At 71.6% G+C, this 25500-nt stretch carries 22 protein-coding genes and 4 pseudogenes; 10 read left to right on the top strand and 16 right to left on the bottom strand.

Translation table 11 applies throughout. The features are described from left to right. Positions 1 to 117: 117 nt before the first annotated feature. Positions 118 to 1742, top strand: a pseudogene (aceB, locus tag WBG99_RS06120) (malate synthase A). 1 nt (position 1743) lies between these two features. Here aceB and WBG99_RS06125 read toward each other — a convergent pair. From WBG99_RS06125 to WBG99_RS06155, 7 genes and pseudogenes are all read right to left on the bottom strand, one after another. After that, positions 1744 to 2025, bottom strand: coding sequence for a SelT/SelW/SelH family protein (locus WBG99_RS06125; protein WP_338895335.1), 282 nt, complete (start codon positions 2023 to 2025; stop codon positions 1744 to 1746). Then, on the bottom strand, positions 2022 to 2975 hold the full coding sequence (locus tag WBG99_RS06130; RefSeq protein ID WP_338895336.1) for a HipA family kinase: 954 nt from the start codon (positions 2973 to 2975) through the stop codon (positions 2022 to 2024). Before WBG99_RS06130 ends, WBG99_RS06125 begins: the two co-directional genes overlap by 4 nt. Before the next feature lie 4 nt (positions 2976 to 2979). Continuing rightward, positions 2980 to 3261: pseudogene (locus WBG99_RS06135) on the bottom strand (hypothetical protein); the annotation flags it as partial. A 49-nt stretch (positions 3262 to 3310) separates the two neighbouring features. Continuing rightward, positions 3311 to 4336: a hemolysin family protein gene (locus tag WBG99_RS06140; protein WP_338895337.1), complete on the bottom strand. Its 1026-nt coding sequence runs from the start codon at positions 4334 to 4336 to the stop codon at positions 3311 to 3313. 34 nt (positions 4337 to 4370) lie between these two features. Next, positions 4371 to 5666, bottom strand: a pseudogene (locus WBG99_RS06145) (hemolysin family protein); the annotation flags it as partial. A gap of 396 nt (positions 5667 to 6062) precedes the next feature. Next, entirely contained in the window at positions 6063 to 7217 is a 1155-nt protein-coding gene (locus WBG99_RS06150; RefSeq protein WP_338895338.1) for a TerC family protein, read from the bottom strand. Between the two features lie 161 nt (positions 7218 to 7378). After that, positions 7379 to 7576 (bottom strand): hypothetical protein, encoded by a 198-nt coding sequence (locus WBG99_RS06155; protein ID WP_338895339.1) that lies wholly within the window; start codon positions 7574 to 7576, stop codon positions 7379 to 7381. Between the two features lie 1113 nt (positions 7577 to 8689). On the opposite strand from WBG99_RS06155, the gene WBG99_RS06160 reads away from it, so the two are divergent. Continuing rightward, positions 8690 to 8995: a hypothetical protein gene (locus tag WBG99_RS06160; RefSeq protein ID WP_338895340.1), complete on the top strand. Its 306-nt coding sequence runs from the start codon at positions 8690 to 8692 to the stop codon at positions 8993 to 8995. A 108-nt stretch (positions 8996 to 9103) separates the two neighbouring features. Here the strand turns inward: WBG99_RS06160 and WBG99_RS06165 are convergent, their stop codons facing one another. Beyond that, on the bottom strand, positions 9104 to 10636 hold the full coding sequence (locus WBG99_RS06165) for an IucA/IucC family protein (RefSeq protein WP_338900240.1): 1533 nt from the start codon (positions 10634 to 10636) through the stop codon (positions 9104 to 9106). A 196-nt stretch (positions 10637 to 10832) separates the two neighbouring features. Between WBG99_RS06165 and WBG99_RS06170 the strand changes: the two genes are divergently transcribed. The 3 genes from WBG99_RS06170 (at position 10833) to WBG99_RS06180 (ending at position 14478) form a co-directional block, all read left to right on the top strand. Next, entirely contained in the window at positions 10833 to 12335 is a 1503-nt protein-coding gene (locus WBG99_RS06170) for an IucA/IucC family protein (protein WP_338895341.1), read from the top strand. A gap of 62 nt (positions 12336 to 12397) precedes the next feature. After that, positions 12398 to 13666, top strand: a complete 1269-nt coding sequence (locus WBG99_RS06175; RefSeq protein ID WP_338895342.1) for a VWA domain-containing protein — start codon at positions 12398 to 12400, stop codon at positions 13664 to 13666. Continuing rightward, the gene (locus tag WBG99_RS06180) at positions 13666 to 14478 is read left to right on the top strand and encodes a hypothetical protein (RefSeq protein WP_338895343.1); all 813 of its coding nucleotides are present in this window, start codon (positions 13666 to 13668) and stop codon (positions 14476 to 14478) included. The genes WBG99_RS06175 and WBG99_RS06180 overlap by 1 nt, the downstream gene beginning before the upstream one ends. Before the next feature lie 125 nt (positions 14479 to 14603). Here the strand turns inward: WBG99_RS06180 and WBG99_RS06185 are convergent, their stop codons facing one another. After that, complete coding sequence (locus tag WBG99_RS06185) at positions 14604 to 15242, bottom strand: helix-turn-helix domain-containing protein (RefSeq protein WP_338895344.1); 639 nt, start codon at positions 15240 to 15242, stop codon at positions 14604 to 14606. An 85-nt stretch (positions 15243 to 15327) separates the two neighbouring features. Here WBG99_RS06185 and WBG99_RS06190 point away from each other — a divergent pair, with 85 nt between their 5' ends. The 5 genes from WBG99_RS06190 to WBG99_RS06210 all read left to right on the top strand — a co-directional run bounded on the left by WBG99_RS06190 (position 15328) and on the right by WBG99_RS06210 (position 20980). Next, entirely contained in the window at positions 15328 to 16536 is a 1209-nt protein-coding gene (locus tag WBG99_RS06190; protein ID WP_338895345.1) for a pyridoxal phosphate-dependent aminotransferase, read from the top strand. 54 nt (positions 16537 to 16590) lie between these two features. After that, entirely contained in the window at positions 16591 to 17124 is a 534-nt protein-coding gene (locus tag WBG99_RS06195) for an HAD domain-containing protein (RefSeq protein ID WP_338895346.1), read from the top strand. Positions 17125 to 17168: 44 nt separating this feature from the next. Beyond that, entirely contained in the window at positions 17169 to 17768 is a 600-nt protein-coding gene (locus WBG99_RS06200) for a histidine phosphatase family protein (RefSeq protein ID WP_338895347.1), read from the top strand. Between the two features lie 46 nt (positions 17769 to 17814). Then, on the top strand, positions 17815 to 18456 hold the full coding sequence (locus WBG99_RS06205) for a hypothetical protein (protein WP_338895348.1): 642 nt from the start codon (positions 17815 to 17817) through the stop codon (positions 18454 to 18456). Between the two features lie 325 nt (positions 18457 to 18781). Then, positions 18782 to 20980 (top strand): alpha-N-acetylglucosaminidase, encoded by a 2199-nt coding sequence (locus WBG99_RS06210; protein ID WP_338895349.1) that lies wholly within the window; start codon positions 18782 to 18784, stop codon positions 20978 to 20980. A 156-nt stretch (positions 20981 to 21136) separates the two neighbouring features. Here WBG99_RS06210 and WBG99_RS06215 read toward each other — a convergent pair. The 7 genes and pseudogenes from WBG99_RS06215 to WBG99_RS06245 all read right to left on the bottom strand — a co-directional run. Further along, a pseudogene (locus WBG99_RS06215) lies at positions 21137 to 21280 on the bottom strand (PhzF family phenazine biosynthesis protein); the annotation flags it as partial. A 226-nt stretch (positions 21281 to 21506) separates the two neighbouring features. Then, the gene (locus WBG99_RS06220) at positions 21507 to 22880 is read right to left on the bottom strand and encodes an 8-oxoguanine deaminase (protein WP_338895350.1); all 1374 of its coding nucleotides are present in this window, start codon (positions 22878 to 22880) and stop codon (positions 21507 to 21509) included. A gap of 33 nt (positions 22881 to 22913) precedes the next feature. Then, a complete protein-coding gene (pucL, locus tag WBG99_RS06225) occupies positions 22914 to 23840 on the bottom strand; it encodes a factor-independent urate hydroxylase (protein ID WP_338895351.1) in 927 nt (308 codons plus the stop codon). Between the two features lie 4 nt (positions 23841 to 23844). Continuing rightward, positions 23845 to 24246 (bottom strand): hydroxyisourate hydrolase, encoded by a 402-nt coding sequence (uraH, locus tag WBG99_RS06230; RefSeq protein WP_338895352.1) that lies wholly within the window; start codon positions 24244 to 24246, stop codon positions 23845 to 23847. A 26-nt stretch (positions 24247 to 24272) separates the two neighbouring features. Further along, complete coding sequence (uraD, locus tag WBG99_RS06235) at positions 24273 to 24782, bottom strand: 2-oxo-4-hydroxy-4-carboxy-5-ureidoimidazoline decarboxylase (protein ID WP_338895353.1); 510 nt, start codon at positions 24780 to 24782, stop codon at positions 24273 to 24275. A gap of 96 nt (positions 24783 to 24878) precedes the next feature. Further along, positions 24879 to 25247 carry a helix-turn-helix domain-containing protein gene (locus WBG99_RS06240; RefSeq protein ID WP_338895354.1) on the bottom strand — a complete coding sequence of 123 codons (369 nt, stop codon included), beginning with the start codon at positions 25245 to 25247 and terminating at the stop codon, positions 24879 to 24881. Beyond that, a complete protein-coding gene (locus WBG99_RS06245) occupies positions 25244 to 25495 on the bottom strand; it encodes a hypothetical protein (RefSeq protein ID WP_338900241.1) in 252 nt (83 codons plus the stop codon). The genes WBG99_RS06240 and WBG99_RS06245 overlap by 4 nt, the downstream gene beginning before the upstream one ends. Positions 25496 to 25500 lie beyond the last annotated feature (5 nt).

Genomic DNA, 25500 nt, shown 5'->3' on the forward strand with positions numbered 1-25500 from the left:
CACCATGAGAAAACTAGTATCCACTTCTCAGAAGCGTCTCATGGTCCGGAGGCGCTCGCCGCCCTACCCGGGTCGACCGACACCCGGTGCCACGCCCGCTGAAGGAAGTGACAGCTCATGTCCGCACCAGCGCCGTCCCCGCTGGCCATCGTCGACGCCGAGCCCCTGCCCCGCCAGGACGAGGTCCTCACCGACGCCGCCCTCGCCTTCGTGGCCGAGCTGCACCGGCGGTTCACGCCCCGGCGTGACGAGCTGCTGGCCCGCCGTGCGGAGCGCCGTGCCGAGATCGCCCGTACCTCCACGCTCGACTTCCTCCCGGAGACCGCCGCGATCCGCGCCGACGACTCCTGGAAGGTGGCGCCCTCCCCGCCGCCCTGGACGACCGCCGTGTCGAGATCACCGGCCCCACCGACCGCAAGATGACGATCAACGCCCTGAACTCCGGGGCGCGGATCTGGCTCGCGGACTTCGAGGACGCCTCCGCGCCGACCTGGGAGAACGTGGTCCTCGGCCAGGTGAACATGGCCGACGCGTACACCCGGAACATCGACTTCACCGACGAGCGCACCGGCAAGTCGTACGCCCTGCGCCCGAACGAGGAGCTGGCGACGGTCGTCATGCGCCCGCGTGGCTGGCACCTGGACGAGCGCCACCTCGTCGACGCCGACGGCACGCCCGTCCCCGGCGCGCTCGTCGACTTCGGCCTGTACTTCTTCCACAACGCCCGACGGCTGCTCGACCTCGGCAAGGGCCCGTACTTCTACCTCCCGAAGACGGAGTCGCACCTGGAGGCCCGCCTCTGGAACGACGTGTTCGTCTTCGCGCAAGACCACGTCGGCATCCCACAGGGCACCGTCCGCGCCACCGTCCTGATCGAGACGATCACGGCCGCGTACGAGATGGAGGAGATCCTCTACGAACTCCGCGACCACGCCTCCGGGCTGAACGCGGGCCGCTGGGACTACCTCTTCTCGATCGTGAAGAACTTCCGTGACGGCGGCGCCAAGTTCGTCCTCCCGGACCGCAACGCGGTGACGATGACGGCCCCGTTCATGCGGGCGTACACCGAACTCCTCGTCCGCACCTGCCACAAGCGCGGCGCGCACGCGATCGGCGGAATGGCGGCGTTCATCCCGTCGCGTCGCGACGCGGAGGTCAACAAGGTCGCGTTCGAGAAGGTCAAGGCGGACAAGGACCGTGAGGCGAGCGACGGCTTCGACGGCTCCTGGGTCGCCCACCCCGACCTGGTCCCGATCGCCATGGCCTCCTTCGACGCCGTCCTCGGCGACAAGCCGAACCAGAAGGACCGGCTCCGCGAGGACGTCGACGTCAAGGCCGCCGACCTGATCGCCGTCGACTCCCTCGACGCCAGGCCGACGTACCAGGGTCTGGTCAACGCCGTCCAGGTCGGCATCCGTTACATCGAGGCCTGGCTGCGCGGCCTCGGCGCCGTCGCCATCTTCAACCTCATGGAGGACGCCGCCACCGCCGAGATCTCCCGCTCCCAGATCTGGCAGTGGATCAACGCGGGCGTCGAGTTCGAGAACGGCGAGAAGGCGACCCCGGAACTGGCCCGCGAGGTCGCCGCCGAGGAACTCGCCGCCATCCGCGCGGAGATCGGCGACGAGGCCTACGCCGCCGGCCACTGGCAGCAGGCCCACGACCTGCTCCTCCAGGTCTCCCTCGACGAGGACTACGCCGACTTCCTGACCCTGCCGGCGTACGAGCAGCTCAAGGGCTGACCTACTCCCGCGCGGCCCTGTCCGAGTGGCCCAGGGACTTTCCCGGGGCCACTCGGTCCCGTACGGCCTGCTTGACGGCGGTGGGCTCGGGGAACCCCTGGTCGCGGCGGTTCCAGACCACCTCGTCGTCGACACGGACGACGAAGACACCGCCGGTGCCGGGCTTGAGCGACAGCTCGCTCAGCTCCGCCTCGAAGGTGGTGAGCAGCTCCTGTGCCAGCCAGGCCGCACGGGGCAGCCACCGGCACTGGGTGCAGTACTCGATCTGTACGACGGGACTCATCCGAGATGCACCGACCAATCCTGTTCCGCCGCCGGTTCGCCGTGCAGGTCGGGGACCCGCTTGAGCCAGTCCGGGCGGCCCTGCCGTGTCTTCGCCGCGCGGAGGGCCTCCTCGGCGGCGAGTTCCTCCCGGGTGGGGAAGCCGGTGGGGAGCCAGGCGGCGGAGGCCCGTGCGCGCGCGTGGAGGTAGCGCACATAGGCGTCGCGGACCTCGTCGGGTGACGCGAAGCCGTCCTCGGCGGGCAGCCAGGAGCCCGGGACCTCGGCGACGATCCGGCGCAGCAGCTTCTCCGTCACCTTCGGCGCCAGCTCGGCGTCGGCCGCGCTCACGTCCGGGGCGAGGGACGTCCCCCCTGGTCGAGCGGGGCCGAGAGCCTGGGTGCGGCCGAGGGCGTGGTGGCGGAAGTCGTACGCCTTCGTGGGGTCCGAGGCGTCCCAGCGGTGGTGGAAGACGAGAGCCGCGCCGTGGTCGATCAGCCAGAGACGCGGGGGCGCGGTGCCGAACGTGGGCCAGACCATGAGGTTCGAGCTGTGCACGGTGCGGTCGACGTTGACCGTGAGGGCGTCGAGCCAGATGATCCGGCCGGCTTCGAACGGATCGACACGAAACTCCTTCGCGACCTCCGGGGTGAAGTCCTTCGCACCCGGCAGATAGTCCATGCCGAGGTTGAGTCCCGCGCTCGCGCCGTGCAGTTCCCGCACCTCCTGGTGGGGCTCGTCCTCGGCGATCGCCGGGTCGAAGTGGACCAGGACCAGCTCGGGGAACCGCAGCCCGAGCGCACGCGCCAGCTCGCCCACGATCACCTCGGCGACCAGCGCCTTGCGTCCCTGCGCCGAGGCCGTGAACTTCACGACGTAGGTGCCCAGGTCGTCGGCCTCGACGATTCCGGGAACGGAGCCGCCGGAGCGCAGGGGTTCGACATAGCGGGTCGCGGTGACCTCTCTTAGCATTTCCTCAGGTCACCCATCCCTTCAACCTTGAATCCACGCTCGTCCTCGGAGGCGGACAACAGCGGCAATCGCCCGTCGTCAGCCCTGGGGAGAATCTGGGGAGTCTCGACCGGCACGCGGATCTCCCTGTCTCCCCAAGCAGTCCGTCGATGGCCCTCCGCCTCTTGTTCCGGCCTCCGGCCTCCGGCATGAAGTGAGCATAGTAACCGACGGTGACCGCTGGTGAGGAGTGCCCGAGCCACCGTGCCAAGGTCACTACGGGCTCCCCCGCTTCCAGCGTGATCGAGGGCACGGAGGTGGCCGAAACCGTGTTCCTCATCGGTGAACGTCCGCGGTCACGCGGTGGCCGGAGCCGCCGGTCCGACCAGCTCCGACAAGACGTCCTCCATCGTGACGAAGCCGATCACCTTGCCGCTCTCGCCGAGGACGGCGGCCAGGTGGCTGCCGTCGGCCCGCAGTGCGGTGAGAGTGTCGTCCAGCGGGGTGTCGATGCGGACCTGGGTGACCGGGTGGAGTGCGGCGCGTGGGAAGGGCCGGTCGCGGTCGGTGCGGCCGAGCGTGTCCTTGATGTGCAGGTACCCCAGGAGGGTGCCGTCCTGGCCCGCGACGGGGAAACGGGAGTAGCCCGCCTCGGCCGCGGTCCGCTCCAGCTGCGCCGGGGTGATGGTGTGCTCGACGGTGTGCATCCGCTGCGCGGGGACGAGGATCTCACCCACCGGCCGGGTGCCGAGCTCCAGCGCGTCGCGCAGCCGTTCGCCGTCGGCGGGCGGGAGCAGGCCCGCCTCGCTGGAGTCGACGACCATGCGAGCCAGTTGGTCGTCGGTGAAGGCGGATTCGACCTCGCCCTTCGGCTCGACGCGCAGCAGCTTCAGCAGGGCGTCGGCGAAGGCGTTGATGCCGAAGATGACCGGCTTGAGCGCCCGGGTGAGGGCGACCAGGGGCGGGCCGAGCAACAGGGCGGTGGGGGCCGGTGCGGCCAGGGCGATGTTCTTGGGGACCATTTCCCCGATCAGCATGTGCAGGTACGTCGCCAGGCTGAGCGCGATGACGAACGCGATCGGGTGCACCAGACCGTGCGGGATGTGGGCCGCCTCGAAGCCGGGCTCCAGCAGGCGCGCGATGGCCGGTTCGGCCACCGCGCCCAGCACCAGCGAGGACGCGGTGATGCCGAGCTGGGCGGTGGCCATCATCGCGGACAGGTGTTCCAGACCCCACAGGGTCATCCGCGCCCGCTTGTTGCCCGCACGGGCACGGGGCTCGATCTGGCTGCGGCGCACCGAGATCAGGGCGAACTCGGCGCCGACGAAAAAGGCGTTGACCAGCACCATCAGAGCGCCGACGGCAAGCTGAAGGGCGGTCATCGCGACTCCTCCCCGTCTGCGCCGGAACGCGGACCGGTTCGGTGATGCGGATCCGGTCGGCGATGTGGTGCTCGACCTCGAGGACGTCCAGCTGCCAGCCGTCGAGGTGGAGGGCGTCGCCCTTGGCGGGGATGCGGGCGAGGCGGGTGGCGATCAGGCCGGCCACGGTCTCGTACGGGCCCTCGGGTGCGGTGAGTCCTATGCCGGCGAGCTGGTCGAGGCGTACGCTGCCGTCCGAATCCCAGACCGCACGGCCGTCCCCGGTGGCGGGTGCGGGCACCAGGTCGGGTGTCTCAAGGGGGTCGTGCTCGTCGCGGACCTCACCCACGACCTCCTCGACGATGTCCTCCACCGTCGCCACGCCCGACGTACCGCCGTACTCGTCGATGACCACGGCCATGGTGCGGGTCACCCGGAGCCGCTCCAGCAGCCGGTCGGCCGTGAGGCTGTCGGGCACCAGCAGTGGCTCGGTGGTCAGCTCGGTGACCGGCGTGACGGCACGCTCTCCCGGTTCCAGGGCGAGGACGTCGCGGATGTGGACTGTGCCGACGACCTCGTCCAGGCTGTCGCGGTAGACCGGGAAGCGGGACAGGCCGGTGGCGTGGGTGAGGTTGGCGGCGTCGGCGGCCGTCGCGTGCACTTCCAGGGCCTTGACGTCCACACGCGGGGTCATCACGTTCTCCGCGGTCAGCTCGCTCAGGTGGAGCGTACGGACGAACAGCTCGGCCGAATCCGCCTCCAGCGCCCCCTCGGCGGCCGAATGCCGGGCGAGCGCGACCAGCTCCTCGGGCCCGCGGGCGGAGGCCAGCTCCTCAGTCGGCTCCAGGCCGAAACGGCGTACGAAACGGTTCGCGGTGCTGTTCAGGTGCCGGATGAACGGGCCGAAGGCGGCCGTGAAGCCGCGCTGCGGTCCGGCGACGACCTTGGCGACCGCCAACGGCCGGGAGATCGCCCAGTTCTTGGGCACCAGCTCGCCGACGACCATCAGCACGACGGTGGACACCGCCACGCCCAGCACGGTCGCCACAGACGAGGCGGCACCGCCCAGGCCGACCGCCCGCAGTGGACCGCGCAGCAGCGCCGCGAGCGACGGTTCGGCGAGCATGCCGATCACCAGCGAGGTGACGGTGATGCCGAGCTGGGCGCCGGACAACTGGAGCGTCAGGCGGCGTACGGCCTTCAGCGCGCTCTCGGCGCCGCGCTCGCCGGCCTCTGCGGCGCGCTCCAGGTCGCCGCGCTCGACCGTGGTCAGAGAGAACTCGGCCGCGACGAACAGCGCGCAGGCCAGGGTGAGAAGGAGGGCCAGCAGGAGCAGCAGGACCTCGGTCACCGTGCCACCCCCGATCCCCCACTCACGGACATCGGGCGGGGTACGGCTCGCGCGGTACCGGCACTGGGAGGCTCACCCATCGGCGGAACGTCGCTCCTTCTCAAAACGCACGAAACACCTACGACGGCAGTGGCTGAAAACAGGCTTCCCTGCCCCTACACCCACTGTAAGGGAGACGCAAGGAAGCCACCCGCCGCCTTCCCCGACCCGCAGGCCGGGACGCCAAGCGGCACCGGGGAACGGCAGCGGGCGGCTGGGGCGCGAAGCCGGACGGTGCCTCAGCCGTGTATGCCTGATGGCCAGCGGGTCCGCATGCGCGATTCGCGTACATCGCCTCAAGCACCCCTTGTTCGGCGCCGGGCAACCCTGCCCGGCGCCGCCACGAGGAGGAGCAGCTCAGTAGGGTCCGGCTTCCTGGCCGGAGTCGGCGGATTTGGGGGGATGCGCGCGCAGTGAGCCGGGGTGAGCCTTGGCGGTCGGGTCGCGCCTGGTCTTGATCAGACTTGCCGCGGTGACGACCACGAGCACGAGGGCGATCACGGCGAGGCTGATCGGGGTGGGGATCTCGGGGACTCCCTCGTGCAGGTCGACATGTGCCCAGTGCAGGATGAGCTTGACGCCGATGAAGGCGAGGATCAGCGAGAGTCCGGCGGACAGATACACCAGCCGGTCCAGCAGCCCCTTGACGAGGAAGAACAGGGCGCGCAGGCCGAGCAGGGCGAAGGCATTGGCGGTGAAGACGATGTAGGGCTCTCGGGTGACCCCGAACACCGCGGGGATCGAGTCGAGCGCGAAGAGCAGGTCGATGCTGCCGATGGCGAGCAGGACGATGAACAGCGGGGTGGCCATCCGGCGCCCGTCGACGCGGGTGGTGAGTCTGCCGCCGACGTAGTCGGCGGTGATCGGCAGGAGCCGGCGGGCGGCCTTGACCATGACGTTGTCCTCGATGTCGGGGTCCTCGTCGCGGTGCCGGAACAACTGCACGGCCGTGTAGATCAGCAGCAGGCCGAACAGCAGGAACATGAACGAGAACAACGCCAGCAGGGTGGCACCCAGCGCGATGAAGATCGCGCGCATGACCAGGGCGAGCACGATGCCGAAGGTGAGCACCTTGTGCTGGTGTTCCGCCGGCACGGCGAAGGTGGTCATGATGATGACGAAGACGAACAGATTGTCGACCGACAGGCTCTTTTCGACGATGTAGCCGGCGAAGTACTCGGTGCCGAACTCTCCGCCGTAGCGCGCGGCGAACCAGACGCCGAAGCCCAGCGCGACGAGGATGTAGAACACCGACCACGCGGTGGCCTCGCCGTAGCCGACCCGGTGCGGGCGCGCGGCGGCCAGGATCAGGTCGACAGCGAGCAGGGCGAGGATCAGGCCGATGGTGACGGCCCAGGTGAGTGCGCTGATGTCCAGCACCGGTCCTCCAATCGGTATCGGTGCTGCGGCGGTCGCCTTCAGCGACGCCGCCTCCGGGTGGAGGCCGGCAGCAGGGCGGTTGGCATCCTGCTCGACGCAGTACTGGCAGTACATCAGCATCAGGGTGCCCACCGGCGACAATCCACAGCGTCAGCAGGACAGGGCGTCCAGCCGCGGGGCGACCGGCAGTCCGAGCGAGGGAGCACACGACAGGGACTCCCGTCTCTGCCGTCCAGGACCCGCGCCGCCAGCGTGCCCGCCCGGCCCACCGCGGCCGGCGGTGGCCAGAGCCGCTACGACCCACACGGCGCCGCCGGCCACGGTGAGGACGGCGGCGCCGGTGAGCCCGCCGCGACGGACCGGTTGACCTTCGCCTTCACGAGCCGTCGGTGGAGGAGGAGCACTGCGGTGCCGAGCAGGGCGAGCAGGGCGGTCTTGGCCAACCGCTCGCTGCCAAGGGCGAGCGTGCCGTCTGGGGCGGGGCGGCGCACGCGCCCAGCCCGCCCCGGGCGATGGTTGCGGGCCCCGCCGGCCACCGGTTCCTATGATGGCCACATGCCCGGCCTGCGCGAGCTCGCGGAGCGCACACCGCCACAGCGGGAACGCTACGTCGATCTGCTGCGGGCGCTCGCCATCCTGATCGTGGTACTCGGCCACTGGATGGTCATCGTGGTCACCGGCGGCGCACGCGGGCTGGATGGCTTCAGCGCTCTGGAAGTGCTGTCGTGGGGCCGCCCGATCACCTGGCTGGCACAGGTCATGCCGGTGTTCTTCATAGTGGGTGGGTTCGCCAACGCCGCCTCGCTGACCTCGCACACCCGCCGGGGCGGCGGCGTCCAGGACTGGCTGCTCGACCGCAGCGCGCGGCTCGTACGGCCGACGACCGCACTCCTGGTGACGCTTGCCGCCGCCGCGCTGATCGCCCGGTTGACGGGCGCCGACCCCGTGCAGGCGGGCCGGGCGGTGTGGCTGGCCTCGATCCCGCTCTGGTTCCTGCTGGTCTACCTCGTGGTGGTCTTCCTGACGCCGTTGATGCACCGCCTGCACCGGCGGGCGGGGCCGGTCGTGCCGCTGGTCCTGGTGGGGCTGGTCGCCGCCGGGGACATGGCGCGGCTGGCGTTCGGCGCGCCGACGCTGCAACTGGGCAACTACCTGTTCGCCTGGCTGGCGGTGCACCAGATCGGCTTCGCCTGGCAGGACGGGACGCTCCCGGTCCGGCCCAAGGTGGCCGTGCCGCTGCTGGTGGGCGGTGCCGCGGTGGCGGTGCTGCTCACGGTGGCCGGCCCCTACCCGGTCAGCATGGTCGACTATGCCGGCATGCCGCTGCGGAACCTCTCGCCGCCGACGCTCGCGCTGCTGGCGTTGGCCACGGCCCACCTCGGGCTGGTGCTGCTGCTGCGCGACGCGGGGACTCGGCGGCTGCAACGGCTTGGGCCCTGGATGGCCGTGATCACCGTGAACTCGGTGATCCTGACCGTGCTGCTGTGGCACATGGGCGCGTTCGTGCTCGTCGCCGTGGCCGTGTACGCCTCCGGCCGGTTCCCGCTCCCCCAACCCCCGGGGACACCGAGGCGTGGCTGCTGTGGAAGCTGCCGTGGCTGGCCGTGCTCTTCCTCGTGCTCGGCGTGCTCGTGGCGGTCTTCGGCCGGATCGAACGGCGCGGCCTGCGGCGCGACGCCGCGATGCCGCGCAGGTGGTGGATGCCGAGGGCGCTCGGCCGGCCCAGGCCGCGCGCCGCCGCAACCACCGTCGGCTACGCCGCCTGCGTGCTCGGCCTGCTCGGGGTGGCCGACGCCGGTCCCGCCGACCATGGCCCGTTCGGGCTGCCGACCGCGGCCCTGGCCGGCTTCCTGGCCGGCGCGGCCCTGCTCCGCGCGGCCCGCGCGGCGGCCGACCCCCGGATCGGCTGAGCAGCTTACGAGTCGTGGCGCCCAGCTCATGGTGGTCGGTGCGCGCGGGCGCGGCGGATTCACCGGACGGCGTTCTTCTCGCCACCGCGCCCGGGAGGTCCGGACCGCTCAGCCGCTCCGCCGGATCGGGTTGGGCAGCGGCAGGTACCGCGCGTCCGCGCCGTCCGCCCCGGTCCACCGCAGCAGCAGGTTCGCCTTGCCGGGCAGAGTGGGCGAGTCGAGCAGGTCGGCGACCTCCGGGACTTCGCCGTGGCGTCCCAACTGCCGTCGCACGGCGGTCCAGAGGTCGACCCCCGGGTGGTGTTCGGTGACGGCCGCCGCGATCTCCAGGAGGTTGTTGACGCACAGGCAGTACACCAGCCGTTCCCAGCCCGCCTCGCGCGTCACGTCCGGCAGGAGCTTCACGCCCTCGGCGTCACGGTAGACGGCCCGTACGGGCGTGCCGGAGGTGTCGCAGGCGACGACGGTGTTCTGGAGATGGGCCTCCAGGACGACGCCGTGGCGGTGGAAGGCGCCGAGAGCCGGTGGCACGACCGCGCGCAGATACGCCTCCCACCAGGCCTGGGGGTCGGCGGCGCCGGCCAGGGGGTTACCCGGGAAGGCGTCGGTTCCCTCGGTGAAGGCGGCGGCGAGGAAGGGGGTCGTGCCGGGGGCCACATGGCCGTCCAGACCGTCCCGCACCAGTACCGCCAGTTCCTCGAAGGCGAAGTCGGCGGTGCGGTACCCGCGGTCGCTCAGCCAGGCGCCCGGCAGATCGACGAAGGCCTCGGTGACCGCCCGGTCCGTGCGGCGCAGCTTGAGCAGGTCGTGGCGCCACAGACGGCGTACGTCGTTGGTGATGCGCACATCCAGACTGAACTTGAGGAAGAGATCCGCGTCGCGGGACCCGGCGGAGGAGCGACCCGGCACGCACACCGTTCGGATCGCCGCGGTGGGCCACACCCGGCCGTCCGTGCGGCCCAGCCGTACGAGGCGGCCGTCGGTGAAGGCGTCGGCCGCCTCGCCGCCCACAAGGGCGAGTTGCCAGGGGTGGGCGGGCAGGAGTCGGTAGCCGGGCGGGGCCGTGCCCAGGGTGTCGAGGGCGGTGGTGTCGCCATCCTCGACCACCGTGTCCTCGCGGACGCCGAGAAGGGTCAGCGGGAAGTGGGCGTACGCCTCGGGCGCGTACGGCAGCCAGCCGGCGGCCGGGCCGCCGCCGCGCGCCTTGGGGGCGGGGTGGTGTGGGTGCCCGGTGATCAGGGACTGTTCGGAGCGCCGGTACGGGTCCTGGGGCGTCGGCGTGTGGGTGCGGGCGGTGAGGAGGGCGGCCACGGCCTCGCGGCTGTCGAGCATCTCGGCGGGCAGTTCGGAGTTGGACAGGCCGGTGACGGCGCGGAGTTCCTCGGCGGCGATCTTGACGAGTTCGGTGTGGGTGAGCGGGTGCCAGGTGCCCGCCGTGAGCACCTCGGGTCCGGTGGGGCGACGGGTGCCCCGGACCCGCAGGAGGCGTCCGCTGGCCTTGAGGCGGTGCACTCCGTCCGCCGCCCGCCCGACGGGCTCCGCCACCTCACGCAGGAGGCAGTTGAGCAGCGGAGCGGCGGCGTGGGCGTCGGCGGCGATGCCGGCGGCGTCGTGGGGCGGATTGGCGTCCACGGGGTCCATTCGTTCCATACGGTGCACTCGTGATCAGTATGTCTGCCCATCACGATTCGTCGCGAAGCGGCCGTGTGGCGTCCCGCCGCGACGCCGTCATGCGTCGCGGCGGAGGCGGGCGGGCAGTGGTCGTACGCCGATGCCGATGGGCCGACGCGGGTTCCGTACCCGCGCGGCCACCGTCCCGCACCAGAGGAGCCCGTCCGTGGACCGTCACCCGATGGCCGACGCCGAGGCGGCGCTCGGCGCCGAACTGGGCGTCGTACGCCCCGACCTGACGCTGCCCTACACGATCGCGCTGCCCGGCGCCCGCGCGGCCGTGCTGACCCGGCTGTGGCGGGGCCTCGTCCATGAGCCGCTGCCCTGGGTGGTGCGCCGGGACGCGGCCGGGGGCGACCGGGTCACGCTGCACCTCGCCGACGGACGCCGGCTGCACGGCCCGGCCGTGGACCCGTACAGCACCGCCGCGCAGGTGGAGGAGGTGTGGTTCGACGAGCGGCCGTACGCTCGCCCGGCGCGGCTCATGGCCGCCCTCGCCGTTCCGCACAGCGCCGCGTTCGCCGCCGAACTCGACCACAGTGCGGCCTCGTTGGCGCTCTCGCGCGCCGGCCGACGGACCGCCACCGCGTCCCCGGTGGCGAGCTGGGAGTGGGAGCAGCGCATCGTCGACGGGCATCCCTTCCATCCCAACTGCCGTGCCCGGCCGGGCTTTTCGGCAACCGATCAGCTCGCCTACGGGCCGGAGCACCGGCAGGTGGTACGGCTGGGGCTGGCACCGGTGGACGAGGCGCTGGTCGTCGGGGAGTGGCCGCAGTGGTTGCGGGACGGTGGGCGGGTGCTGGTTCCGGTGCATCCGTGGCAGGCGGCCCATGTGCTCAAGTGCCCCTTGGGGGAGGTGATCGAGGCTCATCCGCTGATGTCCCTGCGCACCCTCGCGCTCCCGGACGGCGGGCCGCATGTCAAGACGGCGTTGAGCGCCCGCCTGACCTCCTCCGTGCGGGACATCTCCGTCTACTCGATCGAGACGTCTGCGGTCGTCTCGGACTTCATGACGGAGGTCGCCGCCCGCACGGACGGGCTGCTGCATGTGACCCGCACGCTCGGCGCGGTCACCGCCGGTTCTCCCGATCTGGCGGCGGTGCTGCGCGAGTCGCCGGAGACGTACGCGGACACGGTGAGCGGTGAACGGGTCGTGCCGGTGGCCGCGCTGTCGACGACCGGGCTGCCCCGGTCGCCGTCGTGGCTGGCGGACTTCACCCGTCTCGCGCTCACGGTCTGTCTCCGGCTGCTCGACCTGGGTGTGGCCCTGGAGGCACACGGCCAGAACCTCCTGGTGGTCCTGTCCCCGTCGGGAGCCCCCCGCCGCCTCGTCTACCGTGACCTCGCGGACATCCGGGTGAGCCCCGCCCGCCTCGCCCGGCACGGCGTTCCGGCCCCGGCGATGACCGGCCGCATCATCACGGACGACGAGACCACCCTGCGCCGCAAGCTGTTCGGTGCCCTGATCACGGGCACGCTCGGCGCCACGGCCGGTTCGACGCCCGTACTGGGCGAGGCGCTCTCCACCGCCGTACGGGACCTGCCGCGCTCCCCCGATCTCGACACGTTGCTGGAGGGGCCGGTACCGACCAAGGCGTTGACCCTGATGCGACTTTCGCCGGAGCGGCCCGGGGACATCTGGGCCCAGGTGCCGAGTCCGCTGCGGTGAACGGTTCGTCAACAGGAGGTCTCGTTTTGAAGCGTGCCCCTCCGGATCAATAGGATCCGCCGATGATCACAAGACAACGGTCGGCAGCCGGGGTGTTCGCCCTGCTCGCCGCCCTGACGGCCGGGATCGCGATCCCCTCCACGGCCGTCGCCGACGAGACCACGGCCACCGCGCCCAAGGTCAACCTCCTGCTGGACGTCAGCGGTTCGATGCGGGCGAAGGACATCGACGGCCAGTCCCGCATGGCCGCGGCGAAACAGGCGTTCAACGAGGTGCTGGACGCCACGCCCGAGGAGGTCCAGCTCGGTATCCGCACGCTGGGCGCCGACTACCCGGGCGACGACCGCAAGACGGGCTGCGAGGACACCGCACAGCTCTATCCGGTGGGGCCGCTGGACCGCACCGAGGCGAAGACGGCGGTGGCGACACTGACGCCGACCGGCTGGACCCCGATCGGTCCCGCGCTGCTGAAGGCGGCCGACGACCTGGAGGGCGGCGAGGGCACCAAGCGCATCGTGCTGATCAGCGACGGCGAGGACACCTGCGCCCCGCTCGACCCGTGCGAGGTGGCCCGCGAGATCGCGGCGAAGGGCATCGGCCTGACCATCGACACACTCGGTCTGGTCCCGAACGCCAAGATGCGGCTACAGCTGAGCTGCATCGCCGAGGCGACCGGCGGCACGTACACCTCGATCGAGCACCGTGACCAACTGACCGACCGTGTGAACCAGTTGGTCGACCGGGCCGCCGACCCGGTGGTCGTGCCGAAGGCCGTCGAGGGCGCCGGGGCATGCGCCGAGGCGCCCACGCTTGCATCGGGGCTGTACACCGATCGCGAGGAGTTCGGGAAGCAGCGCTGGTACCGCGTGGACGTGAAGCCGGGCCAGGAGCTGCGCGCCTCGGTGAGCGTCGCGGCGGACCGGGAGGTCAATCCGGACTACGGGGTGCTGCTGCGTGCGGTGACCGTCGAGAACCGCGAGATCGTCCGCGGCGAGGCCGCCGGCACCGGCCGTACCGACGTCATCTCCACCGGCCTGCGGTACCCGAAGGCGGCGGCCGAGGACGAGGAGGACGAGGATGTCGCCGAGGCCGTGTGCCTCCAGGTGACCCACTCCTACTCGCCCGCGAGCGGGGTGAAGACCACGCCCGGTCTGCCGCTCGAAATCACCGTGGACGTCGTGGACGGGCCGGACCAGGCCGCCGACGTGGCCTCCTTCGGACTCGGCCGCGGCTGGTGGCTGCTCGGGGTACTGGTGCTCGTCGGGTTCCTGGCGGGTGTGCTGTGGGGCTGGCTGTCACGCTGGCGTGTCGCGGTCTGGAGGACCAACTGATGCGGAACACACGTGTGTTGAGCGCGGCCGCGCTGATGCTGGGCCTGGCCGTGTCCCCGGCCGTCGCCGACTCCACCCCCTCCGCGAGCCCCACGGAGGACGGTGACGCGCCCACCGAGGCGGGCACCTCCTTCCGTACGGCGACGGAGTTCGAGCAGGGCCAGACAGCGACCGCGAACGCCTCGACCGGTGACTACCTCTACTGGTCCTTCCCGGCCGACGCCGGGCAGCGGCCCGCCGTACGGGCGACCGTGAAGCTGCCCGAGGCCGCCCGGTCGTCGTCCACCTGGCAGGTCGACGTGTACGACGGACTGCGGCGCCGCCAGGCCTGCCAGTACGGCGCGCAGACCCGGACCGCCGGGGCGGAGGCGGCCTCGGTCGAGCTGTCCTGCACGCTGCGCACGGTCCGCGCCTGGTCGGAGCAGTGGGCCGACGATCCGCTGCCGGGCACGTACTACATCCGTCTGACCACCACCCGGCCGGCCACGGCCGACCTGGGCCTGCCCGTCGAGGCCGAGGTCCGGGTCGACTCCGTGGACATCGGCGGTTCCGCGGCGGTCGACGGCTCGCTGGCGCAGCCGCTGGTCCCGGGCATCGCCGTCCCCTCCCGGCAGCAGGAGGACGAGGACTCCTCGGCCGAGGCCGTCCTCTCCTCCCTCGAACCCGACGACGGCTGGGCCTCCGGCCGGTGGAGCGACCGCTGGGTCTGGACCGCGCTCGGCGCGGCCCTCGCCGCGTTGGCGGGCATCGGCGGGTACACGCTGACAAGGGGCGCCGACCGCCCGCCGAGGGTGCGACAGCCCGGAGCCTGACGGCTGGTCAAGGGCACGCCGGACCAAGCGGGTTCGGCGTGCCCGGCGCCCCGTCGGGGGCGCGGGGATCCGCGCGACGTGCCACGACGAACCCGCGGCCGGCCACCGACTTCCTGTCCCCTCACTCAGGCATCCCGCAGCTCCTTCGCGAGCGCCCCCTCCCCCACCACCTCGACCCGCCCCAGCCGAACGGCGTCCCGCACGCTCAACTCCCCCCGTCCGATGGCGCCGGAGACCTCACCGCTCAGGGAGAGCCGTACATCCGGCTCCTCGGGCGCGGGCCCGTCACCGTAGACCGGCCCCTCCCCGACGGCACCGACCCGCACATGGAACCCGCCTTCCTCCAGGCGGACTTCGACGAGCCCGGCGTTCCCGCAGCTTTCAAGGCCCCGCAGCAGCGGCAACGCGAACCAGTGCGCGCGTACGGCGTCCGTCGGCCGACGCTCCCCGAGCGCGACCTCACCCCACGCCCCCAGCGCCTGCAACACCGGCAGCAACCCCCGCCCCCGCCACGTGAGTTCATACACGTACACGACCCCCGGCGGCGGCAGCCGGCGTCGCGTCGTCAGTCCGTCGCGCTCCATGTCCTTCAACCGCGAGGCGAGAACGTCCGTGCTGACGCCCGGCAGGTCCGCGTGCAGGTCGGTGTAGCGGCGCGGGCCGGCCAGCAGTTCGCGCACGATCAGCAGGGTCCAGCGGTCACCGACGAGATCGAGCGCGCGGGCGGCTGAGCAGTACTGGTCGTAGCTTCGGCGAGGTGGCATGGGACGCAGTCTAGACATGTCGTTGGACTTTCCAAGCTTCTACTTGGTAAAACCAAGCAACACAACGAACCGGAGGGCTAGGCGCATGGAGTTCCGGCAGTCGAACAAGCTCAGCGAGGTCTGTTACGAGATCCGCGGCCCCGTGATCGAGCACGCCAACGCGCTGGAGGAGGCGGGCCACAGCGTGCTGCGCCTCAACACCGGCAACCCCGCGCTCTTCGGCTTCGAGGCGCCGGAGGAGATCCTCCAGGACATGATCCGGATGCTCCCGCAGGCCCACGGCTACACGGACTCGCGCGGCATCCTCTCGGCCCGCCGGGCGGTCGCCCAGCGCTACCAGGACCGGGGCCTGGACGTCGACGTCGACGACGTCCTCCTCGGCAACGGCGTCTCCGAGCTGGTCTCCATGGCCGTGCAGGCGCTGGTCGAGGACGGGGACGAAGTCCTCATTCCCGCCCCGGACTTCCCGCTCTGGACGGCGGTCACGACCCTCGCCGGCGGCAAGGCCGTCCACTACCTGTGCGACGAGCGGGCCGACTGGTACCCGGACCTCGACGACATGGCCGCGAAGATCACCGACCGGACCAAGGCCGTCGTGATCATCAACCCGAACAACCCGACCGGCGCGGTCTACCCGAAGGAGATCATCGAGGGCATCCTCGACCTCGCCCGCCGCCACGGCCTGATGGTCTTCGCCGACGAGATCTACGACCAGATCCTGTACGACGACGCCGTCCACCACTCGGCCGCCGCGCTCGCCCCCGATCTGGTCGTCCTCACCTTCTGCGGCCTGTCCAAGACGTACCGCGTCGCGGGCTTCCGCTCCGGCTGGCTGGTCGTCACCGGCCCCCGGCAGCACGCCCGCGACTACCTGGAGGGCCTGACGATGCTGGCCTCCATGCGGCTGTGCGCCAACGCGCCCGCCCAGTACGCCATCCAGGCCGCGCTCGGCGGGCGCCAGTCCATCACCGACCTCACCACGCCCGGCGGGCGCCTGCACGAACAGCGCGACGTCGCCTGGCAGAAGCTGAACGAGATCCCCGGCGTCTCCTGTGTGAAGCCCAGGGGCGCCCTCTACGCCTTTCCCCGCATCGATCCCGAGGTCCACCGGATCCATGACGACGAGAAGTTCGTCCTGGACCTGCTGCTGCGGGAGAAGATCCAGGTCGTACAGGGCACGGGCTTCAACTGGCCCACCCCCGACCACTTCCGCATCCTCACCCTCCCGCACGCGGACGACCTCGATGCGGCGATCAGCCGGATCGGACGGTTCCTGAGCGGTTATCGGCAGTAGTTTCGACGGCGGTCCGGGCGTCGACGCGCACCGGGGGCGGGTATCCATTCCTCCATGAGCGATCGTCCGCTGCTTCTCCTCGACGTCGACGGCCCCCTCAACCCCTTCGGCGCCCGCCTACGGCGCCCGCGCGGCTATGTCACGTGCCGCGTGCACCCCGCGAACTGGTCCTCCCGGCAGAAGCCGGGCTCCCGGCGGCTGCGCCGGGGCCTGCGGATCCGGCTCAACCCGGCGCACGGGGAACGACTGCTCGCACTGCCCTACGAGTTGGCGTGGGCCACGACCTGGATGCACGACGCGAACGAGATGATCGGGCCGGTGATCGGGCTGCCGGGCGACCTGCCGGTCATCGAGTTCAGCGACCTGTTCGCCCGGGATCCGGACGGGCTGTACTGGAAGACCCGGCGGGTCCTGGAGTGGGCGGAGGGACGGCCGTTCGTGTGGGTCGACGACATGATCACCGACCTCGACGTACGCCATGTGGCCGAGCACCACGACGCGGCGGCGCTGCTGCTGCGGATCGATCCGCGCAGAGGGCTGCGGGAGGCGGAGTTCGCGGAGTTGGAGCGGTGGGCTCGTGCCCTGTGAGGCGCGGACATCTCGTCGGTGCGGCGGGCTCGTAGCCTGGAAGCATGGGTGATCTTCTTCTCGTGCGGCACGGTGAGACCGAGTGGTCGGCGTCCGGGCAGCACACCAGCTGGACCGACCTCTCACTGACGGACGACGGCCGTGAGCAGGCGCGCGGGCTCGCTCCGCTGATCGGCTCGCACCGCATCGGCGCTGCCTTCGTGAGCCCGCTGAAGCGGGCCCGGGAGACCGCGGAGCTGGCCGGGCTCACCGGGGCGCGCGTCGACCCGGATCTCGTCGAGTGGGACTACGGCGGGTACGAGGGAATCACGACCGTCGAGATCCATCGCACCCGACCGGACTGGTTCCTGTTCACGGACGGGGTCGCGCCCGGACCGCCGGAGCATCCCGGGGAGAGCCCGGAGGAGGTCGGGGCGCGCGCCGACCGGATGCTCGCGAGGGTGCACGCGGCGCTGGGAAACACCGAGGGGTGCGTGGTGCTCGTGGCCCACGGGCACTTCCTGCGCGTCCTCACCGCCCGCCATCTCGGACTGCCCGCCTCCGGTGGAGCGCTGTTCCAACTGGCCACGGGCACGGTGTGCCGACTCGGTACGGAGCACGGGCGTCCGGTCGTCGCGGGGTGGAATGTCAGACCGTCCTCGTAGTCTTCGAGTGGGTTGACCGACAGCCGGCTCGCGTGAGGAGGGTGCCGTGACACGACCGCCGACCGCCGCCCAGCGGCGGATCATCGACGCCGCCGAGCCCGTGACCGGGCGGCTGACGGGAACGCAGGCGCAGCTCGCGGCGCTGGTGAAGCGGGGTCTCGCCTTCCGGCATCCGCGCCCGCCGCACGACCACTTCCTGACACCGGCCGGGCATCGCGTGCGGGAGACGCCACCAGCCGAAGTCGCGGAGACGGCTCCGAAGGACACCGCACCCGCCGAGACCGGTGTCTTCGCCGCGCGGATCGGCGGTGAGGAGGCCGCCGAGACCGGGCCGGCGCGTATACGGGAGGTGCACAGCGCCTGGCAGGGACTTTTGGAGCTGCGCCGGATGACCGATCCGGGCGGTGCCAGGGACCGCCCGTGCGGCTGGGAGCGGACCCATCTGGTGCAGGCCGCCGCGCTGGCCCTGGAGGCCGCCGGCCATCGCCCTGCGGGGGCGCACGCGGCGGACGGCGGCTATCGCGTACGGGCCACGCCCCAGCCGGAGGCCGTCGCCGTACGCGAGCCGGACGCCGAGGCGCTGCGGGCCTGCGCGGCCACGCTGGAGAAGGCGGGCTGGCAGGTCGGCGCACACACGGATCCGCGTACGCGGGAGCGGTATCTGCTGGCATCGCCGAGACGGACCTAGCGCATGAGCAAGCACTCAGTAGGCCGGCGGGTGTCCAGTTCGCCGCAGAGTCGTTGACGAGCCGTAGGCATCCGGCCCCGGGGGAAGTCCTTTCGGGCACTCCGGGTGCCTCGACATGAAGACGCCGTACGGGACGAAGGCGAACCTGACGAGCGGGGACGGTACGAGCGGTGATCCGCAGGGACTTCGGCCGAAGGTAGGCTGACGCGGCGGAAGGAGCCGTTCACGCCGGGTTCTCCCCCTTGTGACCGCGTGTCTGGGCACAAGGGTGGTTTCGGCGGGTATTCCTCCCACGGCGTACCCCCCACCGCACCTCGGAGACACCATGCCGCTCGCCCGCCGTGCCCTTCTCGCCGCCTTCGCCGCCGGTTCCGCGGTGGCCTGCACCTCGGCCCGTGCGATCCCCTCGGACGACGCCCCCCGCGCCGGCAAGGCGCTGCCGACGGCCGCGGCGGCGGCCCGGCGGCTGCTGCCCCGCCACTGGTGGCAGATCACGTTCGTGGGAGGGAAGGAGCGGGACACCTTCCGGGTATCGGGCCGGGACGGCCGCGTCACTGTCGCCGGCGACAGCCCCGCCACCCAACTGACCGGGCTGAACTGGTACTTGAGGCATGTCGCGTACGCCGAGATCAACTGGGCGGGCGAGCAGACCGACCTGCTGCCGCGCAAGCTGCCGGGCCTCGGCGCGCCGGTCACGCGGCGGGCCAACGTGCCCCACCGGTTCGCGCTCAACGACACCAACGACGGCTACACGGGTGCGTACCTCGGCTGGGCGTACTGGGAGCGTGAGCTGGATGTGCTGGCGCTGCACGGTTACAACGAGGTCCTGGTCTACGCGGGCGCGGACGCGCTGTACCACCGGGTGTTCCAGGAGTTCGGGTACGGGGAGGAGGAACTGCGGGAGTGGATCCCGGGCCCGGCCCATCAGCCGTGGTGGCTGCTGCAGAACATGTCGGCGTTCCCATCCCCCGTCTCCCGGCAGCTTCTCGACGCGCGGGCCGACCTCGGCCGCCGGATCGCCGGCCGGGTGCGTGAGCTGGGCATGACGCCGGTGTTCCCCGGCTACTTCGGAACGGTACCGGCCGGTTTCGCGGAGCGCGATCCGGGGGCGCGGACCGTGCCGCAGGGCGACTGGATGGGCTTCGGGCGCCCCGACTGGCTGGACCCGCGCACGGAGGAGTTCGCGCGGGTGGCGGCGGCCTTCTACCGTGTGCAGGACGAGATGTTCGGCCCGTCGACCCTGTACAAGATGGACCTCCTGCACGAGGGCGGCGACCCGGGCGACGTGCCCGTCGGCGACGCGGCGAAGGGTGTCGAGCGGGCGCTCCAGCGGGCCCACCCCGGGGCCACCTGGGTGATCCTCGGCTGGCAGCACAACCCGCCGCGCGCGATCGTCGACGCCGTCGACAAGCAGCACATGCTCGTCGTCGACGGCCTCTCCGACCGCTTCCCCACGGTCACCGACCGCGAGGCCGACTGGGGCGACACCCCGTACGCCTTCGGCTCGATCTGGAACTTCGGCGGCCACACCGCGCTCGGCGCGAACACCCCCGACTGGGCCGAGCTGTACGAGAAGTGGCGCACGAAGGAGGGCAGCAAGCTGCACGGGATCGCGCTGATGCCGGAGGCGGCGGACAACAACCCGGCCGCGTTCGCCCTCTTCTCCGAACTCGCCTGGCGAGAGGGGGAGTTGAACCTGAAGGCATGGTTCGCCGACTGGGCGCGCGCCCGGTACGGGGCCCGTGATCCGCATGCCGAGGCCGCCTGGGACATCCTGCGCCGCACCGCGTACGGCACCACCCGCGCCGACCGGTGGAGCGAGGGCGCCGACGGCCTGTTCGGCGCCCGCCCGGCACTGAACTCCGTACGGGCCGCCCGCTGGTCGCCGAAGCAGCTCCGCTACGACGCCGCCGGCTTCGAGCCCGCGCTCGATGAGCTGCTGCGTGTACGCGCCGAGTTGCGCAAGTCGTCGGCGTACCGTCGCGACCTCCTCGACGTGGCCCGTCAGGCCCTGTCCAACCGCAGCCGGGTCCTGCTGCCGAGGATCAAGGAGGCGTACGACGCCGGTGACATCGCCCGCTTCGACGAGGCGAGCGGTGTGTGGCTCTCGCTGATGGACCTGCTGGACGAGCTGCTGGCCACCGACTCCCGTCATCTGCTGGGCCGTTGGGTCGCGGACGCCCGTTCCTGGGGCGCGCGCGCCGCCGAGCGGGAGCAGTTGGCGTACGACAATCTGTCGCTGCTGACCGTCTGGGGAACGCGGAAGGGCGCGGACGCCGGGCTACGGGACTACGCCAACCGGGAGTGGGCGGGGCTGGTCGGCGGGCTGTACCGGCTGCGCTGGTCGACGTACTTCGAGGAGGTGCGTACGGCCATGGAGCAGGGCCGGGCGCCGGAGAAGATCGACTGGTTCGCCCTGGAGGACCGCTGGACCCGTGACCCCGGACCGCTCGCGACCGAGCCGACCGGGGACACGTACACGGTCGCCGCCCAGGTCCGGGACCGGCTGGCGGCGCTCTCCTGACGGGCGATGCGGCCGGGCCGCACGGTCGCGTCGCCGGGTCGCGGGTCGCGAGCCACCGCGACCGTCTCCCCGCCGCCACCGACGTGGCCCGCCGCCCGCCGGTCCCGCACCCGGGAATGTCACCGGTGTGCCTCCGGCACGGGGCTGCCGCAGGAGGCCCGCTGGTGTGTCGAAGACGAGTTCACCCGCGCCGAGGCGTTCGGTGAGCACCACCGCCGTGGCGATGGTGGCGTGTCCGCAGAACGGAACCTCGGCGGCGGTGCTGAAGTAACGGAGCCGGAAGCGCCCTCGCTCGTCGTCCCAGGCCGTACGAACGCCGACTCGGAACGCTCTCGCCGAGGGCCGCTTGGCGGTGGTGGCCGGGCCGCCGGTTCCACCTGTCCCGGTGGGGAACCGTTCCGGGGCGCACTTGTGCGTGCGCCCCGGAGACGGCCGCCGTGCACCCCGCCCGGGTCCCCGGCTTCCGGCCGAGGGCCGTCCCCCTCGGCCGGAGTCCAGGTGCCGTACGCACGGGGGACTTGCCGGGTCAGCTCCCGGCGGCGATCCGTGCCAGGCGCCGGGCCTCTTCCCGCGTGGAGCGGGCGACGGCGTCCTCGTCGACGTGCAGCAGGCGGCCGTTCTCCACGATCTGCCGGCCGTTCACGAACGACGCCGTCACCGGGGCGGCAGCGCCGAAGACCAGGGCGGTCACCGGGTCGGCGATCGACGCGTGGGCGAGGGTGTCGAGTTTCCACAGGACCAGGTCGGCGAGCTTGCCGGGCTCCAGGGAGCCGATCTCGCCCGCCCGGCCGAGGACTTGGGCGCCGCCGAACGTACCGAGGCGCAGTGCCTGGCGGGCGTTGAGCGCCGCTTCGCGGTGGGCGCCGAGGCGGTTGATGAGGAGCGCGTTGCGCAGCTCGGTGTGGAGTTCGCCGGACTCGTTGGACGCGGTGCCGTCGACGCCGAGGCCGACCGGGACGCCGGCCGCCAGCATGTCCGGGACGCGGGCGATACCCGCGGCCAGCCGGGCGTTGGAGGACGGGCAGTGGGCGACCCCCGTCCTCGTACGGGCGAAGGCGTCGATGTCGGAGTCGTTCATGTGGACGCAGTGGGCCATCCACACGTCTTCGCCGAGCCAGCCCGTGGACTCGAAGTAGTCGGTCGGGCCCATGCCGAACAGCTCGTGGCAGAACTTCTCCTCCTCGACCGTCTCCGATCCGTGGGTGTGCAGGCGCACGCCCTTGCGGCGGGCCAACTCGGCTCCCTGCCTGAGGAGTTCGGTGGAGACGGAGAACGGAGAGCAGGGGGCCACGGCCACCTGGGTCATCGCGCCGAAGGAGGCGTCGTGATGCTCGTCGACGGTCGCCTCGGTGGCGGCGAGCGCGTCCTCGAGAGTCTCGACGGCGAAGTCCGGGGGCAGCCCGCCGTCCTTCTCGCTGCGGTCCATGGAGCCACGGGCGAGCGTGAAGCGGACGCCCGTCTCCCGTGCCGCCCGGATGATGGAGCCCGACAGGTCGCCGGAGCCCTTCGGGAAGACATAGTGGTGGTCCATGGCCGTGGTCACGCCGCCGCGGGCCATCATGCCGAGCGAGCCCTGGGCCGCCGCGTAGGTCATGCGCTCGTCGATGCGCGCCCAGGTCGGGTAGAGCGCGACGAGCCAGTCGAAGAGGTTGTGGTCGGTGGCGAGGCCCCGGGTGATCCACTGGTAGAAGTGGTGGTGGGTGTTGACCAGGCCGGGGGTCACCAGATGCCCGGCCGCGTCGATCCGGCGTACGACGCCGGTCAGGCCCTCGGGGGCGGTGCCCGCGCCGACCGACTCGATCACGTTGTCCGCGACGACCACATGGCCGGAGGCGTGCTCGGTGTCCTTCGCGTCCACGGTCGCGATCGCCGCGTTCTCGATGACGATGCGCTGTGCCATCGTTCGTCCCTGCTTCCTGTGTCCGTGTCCGCGTCAGAGGCTGGTGAGGTCCGCGGGGATCCGCGCCTCGCTGCCGTCCCGCAGGACGGTGGCCTCGATGAGGCCGTAGGGGCGGTCGGCGGCGAAGTACACAGCGCCCTCGGCGGTGTCGTTCTTGAGGCCGAACGGGGCGAGGTCCACCAGGAAGTGGTGCTTGTTCGGCAGGGAGAAGCGGACCTCGTCGATCTCGCTTCGGTGGTCGATGATCCGCGCGCCCATCTGGTACAGGGTCTGCTGGAGCGAAAGCGAGTACGTCTCCGCGAAGGCCTGGAGCAGGTGCTTCTTGACCTGCTCGTAGGACGTCTCCCAGTCGGGCGCCTCCCGCTCGTCGTCGGTCCAGTTGAAGCGCCAGCGGCCGGCGACCTCGGTGGCGAGGACGCGGTCGTGCGCCTCGGGGAGGGTCGTGTACTTGTCCTTGACGTAGCCCCAGAACTCGGAGTCGGTCGAGTTCATGACGGTGAGGTCCTTGAGGCCGGAGACGACCTCCCACGCGGAGCCGTCGTACGTGATCTGGGCCAGGCGGGTCTCCTGGCCCCTGCGGACGAAGGAGTGCGCACCCTCGCCGGCGTGCTCGATGCGCTCCCAGGTGTACTCCTCGATCCGGATACGCGCCCGGTGGATCGCCGGTTGGGAGGTCACGAAGTGGCGGGCGAGGTGGATACCGAACTGTTCGGCGGACTCGATGCCGTGCTCCTTGGCGAAGGCGTACACCGTGTTCTTGGTGGTGTCCGTCGGCAGGACGTTCGCGTTCGAGCCGGAGAGGTGGACCTCGTCCATGTCGCCGCTCAGCGACACCGACACGTTGAGGTCCTTGACGTGGTGGGTCGCGCCGTCCCGTGTGATCCTGACGACCCTGTTCTCGGCCTTGCCGTACTGGTTCTGCCCCAACACCGGGCGGCCGGGGCGGGCGTTGTCGGTCATGTAGCTAGCTCCCTCGGTATACGGAGTAGCCGAACGGGTTGAGCAGCAGCGGCACGTGGTAGTGCTCGCCGGGCGTCACCGCGAAGGTGATGACGACCTCGGGGAAGAACACGGCACCGCTGTCCCGGTTCGCGGGGGCGTCCTGCTGCGCATCGGCTTGCTTGTTCGTGGATTCCTCGAGGTACGGCTCGACCTCGAAGTCGAGTCGTACCTGGGTCGTCCCCTCCGGCAGGGCCGGCAGGTCCTTGCACCGGCCGTCGGCGTCGGTCGCGGAGCCGCCGAGGTCCTGCCAGTCGGCCGCGCGCCCGCCGCGGGCGGCGAGCCGGACGGCGACGCCCGCGGCGGGGCGGCCGACGCTGGTGTCCAGGATGTGCGTGGACACCGAGGCGGTGGTGCTGGTGCTCATACGGCCGTCAGCTCTCTTCGGTCTGCTCAGTCGTCTCCGACGAGTCGGGTGAGGCGGATGCGGTTGATCTTGCCCAGTTCGGTGCGGACGATCTCGCGTTCCCGCTCCGGCGCGTTGCCGAGCCGCTCCTTGACCGCGTCGCGCATCTGCTCGCCGGTACGGCCGGTGGCGCAGATCAGGAAGACATGGCCGAACTTCTCCTGGTAGGCGAGGTTCAGTTCGAGCATCTGTGCCTTGAGCTCGTCGGGGGCGCCGGCCATGCCGCGCTGCTCGCGGGCCGAGGCCGGGTCGCCCGGCTTGGGGCGGCCGATCGGCGGGTGTCCGGCCATCGCCTCAGCCAGGTCCTCGGCGGTCAGCTGCGCCATGGCGGCGTCACTGGCGGCGTAGAGGTCCTCGACGATGGCGTACGGACGGCCGGCGAGCACCCTGCGCCCCCACTCCGCCGAGGCGCACGCCTCGTGGAGCGCCGCGGTGGCCTCGTACTCCTCCAGGGCGTTGAACCGGGCGAGGCCCGGGGTCGAAGAACGCGAAGTCACGGGAGCCTCCGTGGCCGTGGTGCTGGACTGGCTACGGCAAGCTAACGCCCTGCGACGACATCGCGTCAACAGTTTGTTGAAAAATCTCGGGTGCCTTCAGGCTTCCTTCTCGCGGTTGAGGTAGTTGTAGACGGTGAAGCGGCTGACGCCGAGCGCGCTCGCGACGGTCTCCACGCCGTGGCGCACGGAGAAGGCGCCGCGTGCCTCCAGTAACCGTACGACCTCCTGCTTGGCCTTGCGATCGAGGTCGGCGAGCGGCTTGCCCCGCTGGCGCTCCATCGCTGCCAGGATGTGGTCCAGCGACTCGGCGAGCTGCGGCAGCCGTACGGCGACGACGTCGGCGCCCGCCCAGGCGAGCACGACGTCGTCGGGACCGGCCTCGTCCGGCGGCAGCATGACCCCGCCCATCGCGTCGACCAGCGGCTTGACGGCCGCGACGAAGGGCTCGTCGCCGGTGGCGGTCACGCTCCGCCCTCCCCGATCACATTGACCTGGAGCGAGACCCGGGTGGCGCCGGACTCCAGGGCCTTGCGCAGCAGGGTGTCCACGGCGGTGAGCACGACGTCGGCCCCGCCCTCCGCCGTGTTGCCGAACGGTCCCACGTCCACCGCGTCCAGCTCGGCCGCCTCGACGACCTCGCGGGCCACGAGCGCGTGCGCGGGGGCCTCGTCGAGGTCGAAGGGCTCGGTCGTGAACTCCACTCTCAATCGCATCGCCA

It is taken from the genome of Streptomyces sp. TG1A-60, from assembly GCF_037201975.1.
In the GTDB taxonomy this organism is placed as follows: Bacteria; Actinomycetota; Actinomycetes; order Streptomycetales; family Streptomycetaceae; genus Streptomyces.

Bases quoted from the DNA above. Each gene is read 5' to 3' on its own strand.
- WBG99_RS06125 (WP_338895335.1), bottom strand. From the start codon at position 2,025: ATGAGTCCCGTCGTACAGATCGAGTACTGCACCCAGTGCCGGTGGCTG.
- WBG99_RS06130 (WP_338895336.1), bottom strand. From the start codon at position 2,975: ATGCTAAGAGAGGTCACCGCGACCCGCTATGTCGAACCCCTGCGCTCC.
- WBG99_RS06140 (WP_338895337.1), bottom strand. From the start codon at position 4,336: ATGACCGCCCTTCAGCTTGCCGTCGGCGCTCTGATGGTGCTGGTCAAC.
- WBG99_RS06165 (WP_338900240.1), bottom strand. From the start codon at position 10,636: ATGGACCCCGTGGACGCCAATCCGCCCCACGACGCCGCCGGCATCGCC.
- WBG99_RS06175 (WP_338895342.1), top strand. From the start codon at position 12,398: ATGATCACAAGACAACGGTCGGCAGCCGGGGTGTTCGCCCTGCTCGCC.
- WBG99_RS06180 (WP_338895343.1), top strand. From the start codon at position 13,666: ATGCGGAACACACGTGTGTTGAGCGCGGCCGCGCTGATGCTGGGCCTG.
- WBG99_RS06185 (WP_338895344.1), bottom strand. From the start codon at position 15,242: ATGCCACCTCGCCGAAGCTACGACCAGTACTGCTCAGCCGCCCGCGCG.
- WBG99_RS06190 (WP_338895345.1), top strand. From the start codon at position 15,328: ATGGAGTTCCGGCAGTCGAACAAGCTCAGCGAGGTCTGTTACGAGATC.
- WBG99_RS06195 (WP_338895346.1), top strand. From the start codon at position 16,591: ATGAGCGATCGTCCGCTGCTTCTCCTCGACGTCGACGGCCCCCTCAAC.
- WBG99_RS06200 (WP_338895347.1), top strand. From the start codon at position 17,169: ATGGGTGATCTTCTTCTCGTGCGGCACGGTGAGACCGAGTGGTCGGCG.
- WBG99_RS06210 (WP_338895349.1), top strand. From the start codon at position 18,782: ATGCCGCTCGCCCGCCGTGCCCTTCTCGCCGCCTTCGCCGCCGGTTCC.
- WBG99_RS06220 (WP_338895350.1), bottom strand. From the start codon at position 22,880: ATGGCACAGCGCATCGTCATCGAGAACGCGGCGATCGCGACCGTGGAC.
- pucL (WP_338895351.1), bottom strand. From the start codon at position 23,840: ATGACCGACAACGCCCGCCCCGGCCGCCCGGTGTTGGGGCAGAACCAG.
- uraH (WP_338895352.1), bottom strand. From the start codon at position 24,246: ATGAGCACCAGCACCACCGCCTCGGTGTCCACGCACATCCTGGACACC.
- WBG99_RS06245 (WP_338900241.1), bottom strand. From the start codon at position 25,495: ATGCGATTGAGAGTGGAGTTCACGACCGAGCCCTTCGACCTCGACGAG.